A 12,777-nucleotide genomic window follows, 5' to 3' on the forward strand; every position below is an offset into this window, starting at 1 on the left:
TGATTATTTTATATGTTTATGCTGAGGTTGTTTTTATATTTATATGATTATTTTAATATTTTCTCTGAAAACTATACTTTTAGTAGAAGAAAAAATTTAATGATTTAATTTGGCAAGAAAAAATATTTGTTTTTGAAATAAAATATTTAAATATAAAATTTATATCCAAATCTGCAGATAATAGATGAAATGAGTCATAATTGCATACAAAAATTGAATATTTTATTTGCTTTTGAGAAAGGATTGGAATATAATTAAGAGTATAATTTAAAAAAGAAATTATATAATTATTAGAGCAGAATAATTGGAGGAATCAAAATGTTGTTTTGGGGAAAAAAGAAAAAAATGCTTCCAGATATCATAGTTGGATTTGTTCTTTTAGAAGGAATTAGTTATGACTTCAATGAATTGAAAGTTAATTTAAAAAAGGAATGGGGAATAGAAATAAAAGATTCCGCAGAAGAGGACACAATAGCCTTTAATGTGGATAAAATGCTTATAGCATGCAGCTTTGTACCAGAACCAATTCCAGATCATGAGGTAGAAAGCCACTACAAGGATAATTGGATGTGGAAAGATGCAGAAAAGAAAGTATCTAAACACAGATCACATATAATAATTTCCATACTTAATGGAAAAGATATTATTGAAAGATATAAAATATTTACAAAAATAGCCAGCAGTATATTGGCAGAGGATGGGACTATTGCTGTGTATATGAGTCCTATGATTATTGAGAGAGAAACATACAGATGTCTGGCAAAGGAATTGAAAATAGGAAAACTTCCTGTACTTTTATGGGTATATATAGGAATAGCTGGAGGGGAAAATGGTATATCAGCCTATACTCTTGGACTGAATCATTTTAAGAAAAAAGAGGTAGAGATATTGAATTCCTTGAGAGATTGTGAAGAGGTATTTGAATTTCTTCTGAGAATAGTTGGAGAAATAATAAAAAATGATATCACTGTTGAAAAAGGGAGCTATTTCAATATTGGAAAAAAAGTATTTTCTTTTAAAGTATCTTCTGGTATTTTTGTAAATGGAAAATCTCTAAAAATAACATATTAGTATATATATAAAAACTGATCAGATTCATAAGGGCAGTTTTTTTATTTGAAAATTAAAAAGAGATATTTAGGAGTCTAAGCTAAATATCTCTTTTCTATTGTTAATACACAGAAAGTTTAAATTGTAGTTAAAGTTTAAATATTTATATAAAAAGTTATTAATAATTAATCTTTTTCATTTGCATATTGAACTTTTTTAGCTTGCATGTCTTCAGGTTTATGGTAAGTAGCAAATTTAGCATGATCTATATAGATGTTTTGAATATCTGGATTTTGTCCCAAACCTTCTAATATAATTTTAGAAACTGTGAATCCAGCTCCTTTAAGATCATTATTCCAATCTTCAGCTATGTCATTATTAGCATGATCTCCAGCAACAAACATAAATGGCATTAATATAACATCTTTAACACCTTTAGATTTTAATTTAGCAACTACATTGTCAAATGTAGGGTATCCCTCTACTGTACCAACTGCATAAGTATCCATTCCTTCAGCAGTAAATACATAATCCATCATAGCATAAGCAGATCCTCCAAAATGATGAGTTCCATGTCCTACTAAAACTACACCTTGATTAGCTTTTAAAGGTCCTACTTTTTTAGCTATAGCTTTAGCAACAGCTTCATAGTCTTCATGAGTAGTTAATAGTGGAGTTCCCATTCTTATATCTTTAAAATCTTTTTCATATCCTTTTAATTCTTCAGCAAGATTGTTAGATTCAACCCCGTTCATGATGTGAGTACCTTGTACTAAAAGATGAGTGTATCCTTTAGCTTTTAAATCGTTTATAACTTCAGAAGGATTTTGTTTTTCAATTCCTTTAGCTTTTAATCTTCTCATAACAATTCTTGAAGTATAGGCCTCTTTTACATCAGCATTTTTGAATTCATTTTTAGCTTTTGCATTGATAGCATCAATAGTTAAAGCTCTAGTATCATCATAAGTAGTTCCAAAGTGAACCATAAGCACAGCTGCTTTATCCCCTTTTTGCATTCCTTTGAAAAAATCGTTATCCACATATCCTCCTTCTGAATGTGCAAATGCTGCAGTTCCTCCAGCTAGAAGCATAGCTCCAGCCAATAAATTTCTCATTTTTCCCATAATCTTCCTCCTAATAAATTTGCAGGGATTTTTTTAAATAAAAAAATCTCCTGTGATAGGAGATATAAGCCTTGATTAAATAAAAATAATTAAGGTCAATATCTCTTGTCCACGCAATGATATTTACAGTATTCATTTGAGGCAGGTCTCCTGGCTTAGCTTCATTCTTAAGATACCCTTCCCAGATTAAATAATCCAGTGGTTATATCTTTCGTCAGCATCACAGTGGCGGGACCGCGGAGGGATTAAACCTCACTTCCCAATTATTCTAAAAATATAGAACCTCAAATTCAATTATTCTGTTCAGTATGAATATACTATGTTTTCTTTCAAATGTCAATAGTAAAAATTAAAAATACACTTTAGAATTTTGGGTAGAAAGGATATTTATATAATTCTTCATTGACAAAGAAGCAGTTAAGTAATAAAATTAGAGTATTAAAATATATTGCTATATGATGTTTATTCTAAGTTTTATGATTAAAAGGGAATTGAGTGAAAATCTCAAACGGTCCGGCCACTGTAATTTAGCAAATAGCTTTCAGATACCATTGGATGTATATCTGAGAAGGAGAAAGCTGTGTTTGAGCTATAAGTCAGAAGACCTGCTTAGAAAGATTATTGTACAAGCTTCCGAGGAAAGTTATGCTACATAGAAATTTAAAGAGCTTTTAATGTAGCCTGGTATTTCTTTGTGCTGGGCTTTTTTATTGGATAAAATTATATAACAGGAGAAAATAATGAAAAAAGTATATATTATTCTAACTGCTGTATTCCTACTTGTAATAGGAAATATATCTTTTGGAAAAGAGAAATTTTCTATACATCAGGGAGAAGAGGACTTGCAACTGGATTATTTTCCAAAGGCTGTAGTCACAGATTCGGCTATAATATCAAGATTTCTGGCAGCATTGGATATTGATTTGGTAGGAGTGGCAAGTTCTACAACAAAGATACCTGAAAAATATGATGATATTCCCAGAATAGGAAGGTCTGGAATACCTGATTTGGAATTGGTAAAAGCTTTGAGGACAGATTTAGTAATATCAACTATTTATTCCAAACCAGCACTAAAACCAAAATATGATAATCTTAATATACCTAGTTTTTATATGAAAGTGGATACATATGATGAATCTATGAAAGCCATTGAAATACTGGGAAAAGCTTTTCATAAGGACAAGGAAGCTAAAGCTATACTTGATGATGTAAAAAGGAGAGAAAAAATACTAGCTGAAAAGTTAAAGGGAAAAGAAAAAAAAAGAATAGCCATTCTTTATGGAAATGGAGAGAGTTTCTTTATGACTGGAAAAAATCATTTTCTCCAAGGTCTCATGGATAAAATAGGGTGTGAAAATGTAGTAACTTCTATTGATAACAGTGCACTTTTGAAAAGATCAGTACCATTCAGCATGGAGCAGCTCATTAAAGCTAATCCTGATGTGATATTGAGACTTCCCACAAGCCAGACTAAAAATGGAGAGGGATTTGAAGAGATATTTTCAAGCAACCCTGTATGGAAGCTTACAAAGGCATATAAAAATAATAAAATACTGGATATCGATCCTACATTATTCAGAATGAGTGCTGGGGTAAATTCGATAGACGCATTGGAGGAATTATACAGATATGTTTATGAATAAAGATAAGAGAGGGAGAAAGATAATTCTTATCTTTACTGCTTTGGTTATTTTAAGTTTTTCAATCATATTTTCAGTGAGATTTGGAAGTGTGAACTATACTTCTGGAGAAATATTGAAATCTCTTTTCATAAAGAGTTATGATGATGAGATATTGAAAGCTATTTTATGGGATATAAGAATACCACGTATACTGATTGCTGTAATGGTAGGATGCAATCTGTCACTAGCAGGAGTATTACTGCAAGCTGTAATGAAAAACCCACTGGCTGATCCGGGACTTACAGGAGTATCTTCTGGAGCAAGCGTTACTGCTTTGATTATTATGATACTTTATCCTAGAGCTATATTTTTTATGAATTTCTCTGCATTTGTAGGGGGAGCAATAGCTTGTGCCATTGTGTTTATGCTAGCATGGAAAAAAGGTTTGAAGCCTATAAGAGTGATTCTGTCAGGGGTAGCTATAAATGCTATACTTGGGAGTATTACAGGTTTGATGTTTATACTTTTCAGTGATGAGATACAGGGAGTATTGTCTTGGCTCAATGGAAGCTTGAATGGAAAAAACTGGAGACATGTAACAGGACTGCTTCCATATACTGTTGTTGGAATTTTAGCCTGTTTTACTATGATAAGAGATGCAAATATTCTCCAATTAGGAGATAATTTTGCTGTGAATCTTGGAGTGGATATTCCCAGAAAAAGATTAAAGCTTTGTGCTCTTGCCTGTTTTCTAACAGGAATATCAGTTGCCAATGTGGGACTGATAGGTTTTGTTGGACTTATAGTTCCTCACATAGCTAGATTGATAATAGGGTCAGATCATACATATCTAATACCATTTGCTGGACTTCTTGGTGCTGTAGTACTGGTAATAGCAGACACAATATCAAGAACTATGTTTTCACCTATTGAGATACCTGCTGGTATAGTAATGGCTGTAATTGGTGTGCCGTTCTTTCTGTACCTGCTGAGAAAGGTAGGTGACTAGAATGAAAACTATAAAAGGGTATAATATAGAGCTGGCTTATGGAGAAAAAGTCATTATACATGATCTTGATATCGAGATAACAAAAGGAGAAGTAGTTTCTATAATAGGAACCAATGGCTGTGGAAAATCAACTCTTTTAAAAGCTATATCAAGAGTGCTTCCATGTAAAAATGGAAATATATATTTAGATGGAGAAGAGATAAGCAGTATAAAAAATAAGGAGTTTGCAAAGAAACTTGCATTTGTTTCACAGAATAATGAGATACCTGATGATATAACTGTATATGACTTTATCATGTATGGGAGAGTTCCTCATAAAAAATGGTATGAGGTATATAACCAAGAAGACAGAGATATAGTGGACTGGGCTATTACAATGTGTAAATTGGATAATTTCAGAGAGAGAAAAGTAATGAGCTTGTCAGGGGGAGAAAGACAGAAAGTATGGATAGCAATGGTGCTTGCTCAAAAGACAGGGATACTTCTATTAGATGAACCTACAACATATCTTGATATCTGTCATCAATTTGAGATAATGGAGCTGGTAAAGGAACTGAATCAGAATCTGGGAATAACTATAATAATGGTGCTTCATGATTTGAACCAGGCTGCTCAATACAGCAACAGGATAATTGTGCTTAAAGATGGGAAAAAATATAAAGATGGAAAATCACTGGAAGTTCTTACACCACAACTCATAAGAGAAGTGTACAGAGTGGAGTCTTCAATTGAAATAGAAGATGGAGTTCCATATTTCAGATTAAAAGGAATAGTTAAATAAAAAAATAATTTTAAAATAAAAGAGTAAAAAAATTCTTGAAATTAAAAATATATAATCAATGAAATAGATTAATATATAGAAAAGATATTCTTTGAAGTATAAAAAATTTCAGGAAGCTATGGAGATTATTATAAAAAATATTAAAAATAATAAATATATGATAAGGAATAGCTTTTGAAATATAAATTATTAAGAACAAAATTTTAAATAGTGTAATTTTTTCGTAATTTATATATCAAATTTTATGAAAATGATTGACAAAGAGCAAGATAAATCATATCATATGGATATAGTGTTAGGTGCCAAAAGGCTTAAAAGAGGAAGATGGGTGAAAATCCCACACAGCCCCCGCTACTGTAAGGTGGACGAAACCAACAACCACTGGATTATTTAATCTGGGAAGGAAGGGAGTAGAATGAAACCGAGTCAGGAGACTTACCTAAAAACTAGTTTTTTTACTTTTTCGGTGGGAAAAAGAGAGAGCATCAATCAAATATCAATGGATATTTAAGATTCTCTGATAAAAACAAAATGGGGGCTTGTAAGCACTTGTTTTTTATCAGAGATTTTTTTAGTGTAATTAATTAATTTTAAATATAGATCAGGAGGAAAAATGTATACTTACTTCATAGAAGGTGGAATGATGATGTGGCTTTTAGCTGCCTTATCTATAATGGGATTGGGAACAATATTAGAAAGAACTGCTTATTTCATAAAAAATGAGCAGGGAATAACAAGGGAATTTAAAGAGGAAATAGTAGCTCTGGTAAGAGCTGGAAAAGAAAAAGAAGCTATAGAATTATGTGATAAAACAAATAATTCAGTATCTAGAACAGTAAAGAGCATACTATTAGCTTATAAAAATGAAAATGATCTATATGAAAGTAAAGAGAAGCTAATGAAAGAAAAAGCTTTGGAGCAGATAGAGAATCTGGAAAGAAGATTATCTATATTGGGGATAGTGGCATATATTTCTCCAATGGCTGGACTCCTTGGAACTGTACTTGGAATGATAAAATCATTTAAAGCAATAGCATTGCAGGGAGCTGGAGATCCAAATGTAGTAGCCAATGGAATCTCAGAAGCTCTTCTTACAACAGCCGCAGGACTCCTTATAGCCATACCAGCAATAATAGCATATCAAACATTTAACAGAAAAGCTGATAAGATAATGCTTGAAATAGAAAAAACTTCCACTGCACTTATCAATATTAAAAAAGCTGGAAAGAAGGAAGAGATATGAGGGAACTAAGAAGAAAGAAGGGGATAATTAATCCTGATCTGACACCATTGATAGATGTGGTCTTTCAGTTATTGATATTTTTTATGCTGGTGACTACATTCAGCCAGTATAATAAATTTGACATGAATCTTCCTAAATCTTCTGTAGAGGAAATAAATATGACAGAAGAGGGAGCTGAACTGATAATAGATAAAGATGGCAAGTATTTCTTTAAGAATGGTGAAGATTCAGTAGAGATAGAAAATGAAAAACTAGAAGAAACTGTAAAAGAACTGATGAAAGGGAGAAAAGAACAGACTCTCATAGTTAGTGCTGATAAAGATTTAAGATATGAAACTGTAATAGAAACTATGGGAAGATTGAAGAATATAGGGCTGGAGAAATTAGAAATAAATAGTATAAAGTAGGTGATGAAATTGAAATTCTATGTAATCTCTTTTTTATGTCATCTGCTGTTGCTTTTTGCTATATATGTCAAGCCTGTAAAAGATGTAAAACTGGATAGTAAAAATGTTTTGGTATATCTTAGTGAGCTGAAAGTGGAAAATAATACACCTGCTCCAGCACCATTGCAGTCTTTTGCACAGCCAGAGCCTAAAAAAGAGGAAAAGCCAAAGGAAGAAAAGAAAATTGAAAAAAAAATAGAGAAGAAAGCAGTAAAAAAAGTTGTTAAAAAAGAAGTTAAAAAGAAGGAAGAACCAGTGAAGGAAGAAGCTAAAGAAGAAGTAAAAGAGGAAATATCTTCTGGAAATTCAGCACCATATAATCCATTAGCAGGATTAGTGAAAGATGGAACTGGTACATATATAGGGGATCAGAAGAGTGGTGGCGGAATCAGATATAGAATCAAAAGAGAAATTGAACCTGAATATCCTGTCCTTGCTAAAAGAGCCAACTATCGAAATGAGGTAGTTATAAAAACAAAATTCCTTATTGGACTCAATGGAAAGGTAGAGGAGATAATATTTTTGGATAACTTTACTTCTTACGGCTTCAGAAAAGAGGTAGAAAAAGCTCTTAAAAAATGGGAGTTTGATCCAATAATTTATCATGGAGAAAAGATAAAACTCTATTTCTATAAAGATTTCAGATTTAATGTTAAGTAAATATTTAAGATAATATTCAGAAAAATAAAGTGTATAAAGTTAATTTAAATAAGTGTTTTTCAAAAGCTATATAAAATTTAAAGGAGTGATAATTATGAGAATCAATTCAGAGAGTACACATTCTATAATCCCAGCATTATTGATAAACAAAGCAGTAGAAGAAGCGAAGAATCATGACATACCTTGTAACATAGCAGAAATGGAAATATTTACAGTGATGGATACTGTTAACCTTTATTTTTTCAAAGATGAAAATGCTGTGTATAAAGCGACAGTAGATTGTATCAATAGTGGAGAGGAATATGTAAGAAAGTATATGGAACTTATAAAAAATTCTTTTGCTAAAGCTTTAAATGATTTTGGAAACATATCTAAAGTGGAAATAGTAAGAGGAGCAAATTCTTAATAAAAAATACTTGAGGCAAATATAAATTGTAGTATAATTCAAGAATAAGAAAAACAACCTAGAAAATAAAAGAGCCATGGGAACTATAAAGATAACTTGGTAAATATAGTTGGCTAACGCAAGCAGTTGCTTCCCTAGAAGTTCCCACTTCAAAAATTATGAAGTAAATTTAAGTGGTGAAAGGTTCAATTATTGAATATAGAATTATTGACTTTATAAATATATACAACAAAGAAAAGAATAGAATATCAAATGGTTCTAGTTTTACTAGATTAAAAGGGAAGCAGGTTAGAGTCCTGCACGGTCCCGCCACTGTAAAGAGGATGAAAGCAGTTTACCACTGAAATGATTATATTGTTTTGGGAAGGTATGCGAGTAAAGTGATTCTAAGTCAGGAGACCTGCCTTTGATAAGAATATCAACTTGCGAGGACGAGTGTGAATTTAAAGATTGTATTTTGTTATTTATTTTTTGATACAGAATATTTAATCCCAGAATTTACATGATTGTAAGTTTTGGGATTTTTTTATTTATGTCATGAAATGGAGGAGATAAAAATGGAAGTACGAGAAGCACCTTTTTTTAATAAAATTTCTGTGAATGGAGTAGCATATATAATCGGAGAAGATAAGCCTTTTAGTGGAAAATTAATATGCAGATATCCTACTGATATTTTAAAAGAAGAAGAAACCTACAAAGAGGGTATCAAAGATGGAGAGAGTAGAAAATTTTATCCAAATGGTCTGTTGAGAGAAATAGCTGAATACAAAGAGGGAAAATTAAATGGGGATTTCTCACAGTTTTATCCTAATGGAAATATAGAAGAATATATATTTTTTAAAGATGATCAGATGAATGGGGAATGGGTAAAATACTTTGAAAATGGTAATATTAAGATGAGGGCATTTTTTAAAAATGGAAAACTTAATGGACAGAAGATGCTTTATTACCCAAATGGGGAAATTCAGGAAAGCAGTATGTTTAGAAATAACATACTTCATGGAAGAAATATACTCTATTATCAAAATGGAAAAATGCAGGTAGTAAGAAACTTTGTCAATGCAGAATTAGAAGGAGCAGTTACATACTATTTTGAAAATGGAGATATAGAGATAAAAGAAGAATATAAGAAACATATTAAAAATGGAAGATATATAAGATATTATGAAAATGGTGTAATCAATGCAGTAGGATATTTTAAAGATGATATGCTGGATGGTGATTGGAGTATGTTCTATGAAAATGGAAAGCTTTTTGGAACAGCATCATTTATGAATGGGAAAATTATAAAGGATGTATCATGATACAAGAATGAAGGAGGTAATGATGAAAAAAGATTTAAAAAAAGGTTTTGATATAGGAGAATTGGCAAAAGTAATTGAAAATGGAGAGCATTTTAAAAATGTGGAAAGAAAAGTAGGATTAATTTATTCTGGAAAAGAGCTTCCAATAGTTCAAAAAACAGTATCATATATTGTTACTGATGAATTTATTAAAGCAAATATGGAGAAGTTATTAAAATTTAATATAATAAAGGAAGAAAGAAATGAAAACTAAAAAAACAGACTTAAATAATTTAAATATTTTGGAGGAATTAAATAGAAAAGTTCAGATTGGAAAAGAAGGTGAGGAAAAAGAATTCCATGAGGTAAATAATTTTGATATTTTAGAAAAATTAAATAAGAATGTCCAAATAGAAAAAGAAAAGAAAAAATAAAATTAATATTTTTACTTTAAATTAAAATAAGATAGCAGAAAATAGAATGTAAATAAAAATGAGATGAACTTCATATACCTAGGCTCATCTCATTTTATTATACAAGGTTTATTTTATGATTTTTTCTCTGCTTCATCTTTCCTGATTATTTCTTTTCGATATTCAAAAATATTTAATATATTTTTTAGTTCAGCATTAATAGCAGGAACATGAAAAGTAGAACCAGATACTGCATCCATTTTTACATTGTTTTTGTTTTTTCCAATTACTGTTTTTTTCACAGTTTCAGAATTAAGAGGAAAATGTTTTTTCTTTGCTTCTGGAATAGAATAATCTATTATTTTCCCATCTAAAGAAACTATAACAATAAAAGGTTCATGTCTGTCATAAACTTTCAAATGTGTTAAACAGGCATATGCAGATATTTTATTATTATTTTTTAAGGGAATAAAGTTGTAATATCCAAGAATTCCATAGTCTTTTGTTTTGCCAAATTCATCAAAATTATAGTTCATCTTTTTAATATCATCTTTAAAATTTTCTATTTTAAATCTCTCTGTTGGACTTTCTTTTACTCTGTAACTATATACATTCAGTGAGAAAGATAAAAATAATAATAGTATAAAAAGTTTATTCAAGTTTTTCATTACTTCCTCCTTATTCAATATTAAAATTTATATTCAGCACTTACATAATATGTTCTTTCAGGAGAAGGAGAATAATTGATTTTTGTACCAGCATAAGTAATATAATCACAATATATTTCATTGAAGACATTATCTATTCCAGCTGATACAGCTATTCCGTTTTCAAAATTATATTTAGCAGAAATATTTGTAACCATATAGCTATTTGTTTTTGGGACTTTATTATAATAATCATTGATTAGATAAGCTTTTCCATGGTAATTTGATTCTATATTAAAAGTAAATTGAGAAGTTATTTCATAGGTAGCTCCTAATCCAAATATTATATTGCTTACACCAGGAATATCATTTCCTTTATATGGACCATCTACAATTTCGTTGTGCATATATGTAAAGTTTTCTCTCAATGTTAATTTGTCAAAGTACTGTTCACTAGCAAATTCAACTCCTATTCTTTCAGTTTTCCCATTAAGATTGTAGTAGCTTCCACTTTCTGAGCTATCTAGTATTTCATCTCTATAATAGTCATACATTATCTCTTTGTTTCCTTTAATATAGAATACAGCTCCAGATAAATAGATATTATTTATAAGAGATTTAACTCCAATTTCAAAAGTATCAACTTCTTGTGAATCCCTTGAAGCAGTTTCTCCAGTAGCTTTATCTGTTTTCCAGCCTGTATATTCAGTTAGATTAGGTGAACGATATACTCTATTCCAGCTGATATATCCAGAAGTATCTTCAGAAAACATATAGTTTGCTGTTAATTCATAGTTTGTATTTGTATTGGAATCATTAATATTTTTTTTATTTTTAAAACTTCCATTAGTATTATAAGAAGTTTTATCTTCATCAAATTTATTTCTTTCTACTCTTATTCCTTGAGTAAAAATAAAATCATTATATGAATATTTATTTAAAAGATATCCCCCAATAGCTTCATAATCAGTTTCTGTATATGTTTTACGGTAAATTACAGAACCAGAAGTACTGTATCCATCCTCTTTAACCTTTGCTTTTGAATAATCTCCACCTAAGATTAAGCTGCTTTTTTCCATATAGCTATATTTTAGTTGTGCATTTGTATATATAGAATCAGTATTCTTTACTCTACTGTGATATGATGAATATGTAGCTGTTTTAGGCTGAGAATAAGTATATTCCCTCTCTCTATATTCCGTTACAGCTGAAAGAGATAAATTATCAGACAGCTTTTTATTAAATTCAAGAATATATTTATCCTGTGTATCATGAGCTATTTTTTCCTTATAGCTTGAACCATTCTGCTTTCTGTCTTCATCATATTGAACTTTAGTAAGGTAACTAGAACCTGTTGATTTTCTTTCATTACGAATATATTTAAAGCCTATATTTCCATCTTTTAATCTGTATTTAGCTCCTATTTCTCCAAATTCTGCTTCTTTTTTAGTATAATCTCTATACCCATCTTTATCTGTATTAATATATCTGGCATCTATTGATAAGTTTTCTGTTAGATTAGTTCCATAGTTCAATTTATACTTTCTTTCATTGAATGAACCTATTTGAAGTCCAGTATTTCCCCAATATTTTTTATTTACATTTTCTTTAGTAATAATATTGATAACACCAGAAGTAGCATTTCCTCCATACATAATAGCCCCACCAGCAGGGACAACCTCTATTTTTTCTATTTGTTCTACAGGAATAAAATCTAAATCGAAGGATCTATTATCCATACCATTTTGAGGAATTCCATCAACCAGTACAACCAGATGTTTGTTTCCCATACTTGGAACTTGTCCTCTCATTGATAAATATCCACCTGCAAAAGAAAGACCAGGAACATTTATAAGAGCTTCCTCTACATTTTTGTATCCTCTTTTTTCAATCTCATCTCCTGTAATAACAGTGACATTTTTAGCTGTTTCAATAACAGGAGTTTCATCATATCTTTCTGATGTAATAGTTGACTCATTAAGTTTTACAGCAAAATTCTCCTTTTTTCCTAGTTCATCTGCATAGAGGGATGAACTTAAAATTAATGCTAAAATACCAATTCTCTTATACATTTTTTCTCCCCTTTAAAATAT

The 12,777-nt window shown here is 30.3% G+C and carries 14 protein-coding genes and 4 riboswitches; of the genes, 11 read left to right on the top strand and 3 right to left on the bottom strand.

The genetic code is table 11. The features are described 5' to 3' along the window. Nucleotides 1–318: 318 nt before the first annotated feature. Nucleotides 319–1,071, top strand: a complete 753-nt coding sequence (locus E0E45_RS04090; RefSeq protein WP_130889990.1) for a DUF4261 domain-containing protein — start codon at nt 319–321, stop codon at nt 1,069–1,071. A 164-nt stretch (nt 1,072–1,235) separates the two neighbouring features. Here the strand turns inward: E0E45_RS04090 and E0E45_RS04095 are convergent, their stop codons facing one another. Then, complete coding sequence (locus tag E0E45_RS04095) at nt 1,236–2,174, bottom strand: sirohydrochlorin cobaltochelatase (protein WP_130889991.1); 939 nt, start codon at nt 2,172–2,174, stop codon at nt 1,236–1,238. 122 nt (nt 2,175–2,296) lie between these two features. After that, a riboswitch (cobalamin riboswitch) is annotated at nt 2,297–2,476 on the bottom strand. Between the two features lie 150 nt (nt 2,477–2,626). Continuing rightward, nucleotides 2,627–2,802: riboswitch (cobalamin riboswitch) on the top strand. 112 nt (nt 2,803–2,914) lie between these two features. On the opposite strand from E0E45_RS04095, the gene E0E45_RS04100 reads away from it, so the two are divergent. The 10 genes from E0E45_RS04100 (at nt 2,915) to E0E45_RS17565 (ending at nt 10,058) form a co-directional block, all read left to right on the top strand. Beyond that, nucleotides 2,915–3,817 carry an ABC transporter substrate-binding protein gene (locus E0E45_RS04100; RefSeq protein WP_130889992.1) on the top strand — a complete coding sequence of 301 codons (903 nt, stop codon included), beginning with the start codon at nt 2,915–2,917 and terminating at the stop codon, nt 3,815–3,817. Further along, entirely contained in the window at nt 3,804–4,805 is a 1,002-nt protein-coding gene (locus tag E0E45_RS04105; RefSeq protein ID WP_130889993.1) for a FecCD family ABC transporter permease, read from the top strand. Before E0E45_RS04100 ends, E0E45_RS04105 begins: the two co-directional genes overlap by 14 nt. A 1-nt stretch (nt 4,806) precedes the next feature. Then, nucleotides 4,807–5,586 (top strand): ABC transporter ATP-binding protein, encoded by a 780-nt coding sequence (locus E0E45_RS04110; RefSeq protein ID WP_130889994.1) that lies wholly within the window; start codon nt 4,807–4,809, stop codon nt 5,584–5,586. Nucleotides 5,587–5,866: 280 nt separating this feature from the next. After that, nucleotides 5,867–6,044: riboswitch (cobalamin riboswitch) on the top strand. Nucleotides 6,045–6,199: 155 nt separating this feature from the next. Continuing rightward, nucleotides 6,200–6,829: a MotA/TolQ/ExbB proton channel family protein gene (locus tag E0E45_RS04115; protein WP_130889995.1), complete on the top strand. Its 630-nt coding sequence runs from the start codon at nt 6,200–6,202 to the stop codon at nt 6,827–6,829. Next, nucleotides 6,826–7,236: an ExbD/TolR family protein gene (locus E0E45_RS04120; protein WP_130889996.1), complete on the top strand. Its 411-nt coding sequence runs from the start codon at nt 6,826–6,828 to the stop codon at nt 7,234–7,236. Before E0E45_RS04115 ends, E0E45_RS04120 begins: the two co-directional genes overlap by 4 nt. 3 nt (nt 7,237–7,239) lie before the next feature. Then, entirely contained in the window at nt 7,240–7,935 is a 696-nt protein-coding gene (locus E0E45_RS04125; RefSeq protein ID WP_232044153.1) for an energy transducer TonB, read from the top strand. A 94-nt stretch (nt 7,936–8,029) separates the two neighbouring features. Then, nucleotides 8,030–8,341, top strand: coding sequence for a hypothetical protein (locus tag E0E45_RS04130; protein WP_130889998.1), 312 nt, complete (start codon nt 8,030–8,032; stop codon nt 8,339–8,341). Nucleotides 8,342–8,577: 236 nt separating this feature from the next. Then, nucleotides 8,578–8,764: riboswitch (cobalamin riboswitch) on the top strand. A 134-nt stretch (nt 8,765–8,898) separates the two neighbouring features. Beyond that, nucleotides 8,899–9,645: a toxin-antitoxin system YwqK family antitoxin gene (locus E0E45_RS04135; protein WP_130889999.1), complete on the top strand. Its 747-nt coding sequence runs from the start codon at nt 8,899–8,901 to the stop codon at nt 9,643–9,645. A gap of 22 nt (nt 9,646–9,667) precedes the next feature. Then, entirely contained in the window at nt 9,668–9,898 is a 231-nt protein-coding gene (locus tag E0E45_RS04140; protein WP_130890000.1) for a hypothetical protein, read from the top strand. Further along, entirely contained in the window at nt 9,888–10,058 is a 171-nt protein-coding gene (locus tag E0E45_RS17565) for a hypothetical protein (RefSeq protein ID WP_172604141.1), read from the top strand. Before E0E45_RS04140 ends, E0E45_RS17565 begins: the two co-directional genes overlap by 11 nt. Before the next feature lie 113 nt (nt 10,059–10,171). On the opposite strand, the gene E0E45_RS04145 is transcribed toward E0E45_RS17565, so the two are convergent. Further along, a complete protein-coding gene (locus tag E0E45_RS04145; RefSeq protein ID WP_130890001.1) occupies nt 10,172–10,705 on the bottom strand; it encodes a hypothetical protein in 534 nt (177 codons plus the stop codon). A gap of 20 nt (nt 10,706–10,725) precedes the next feature. Continuing rightward, nucleotides 10,726–12,756, bottom strand: coding sequence for a TonB-dependent receptor (locus tag E0E45_RS04150; RefSeq protein WP_130890002.1), 2,031 nt, complete (start codon nt 12,754–12,756; stop codon nt 10,726–10,728). Between the last annotated feature and the right edge of the window lie 21 nt (nt 12,757–12,777).

This window comes from Fusobacterium ulcerans ATCC 49185 (assembly GCF_900683735.1).
Lineage (GTDB): Bacteria > Fusobacteriota > Fusobacteriia > Fusobacteriales > Fusobacteriaceae > Fusobacterium_A > Fusobacterium_A ulcerans_A.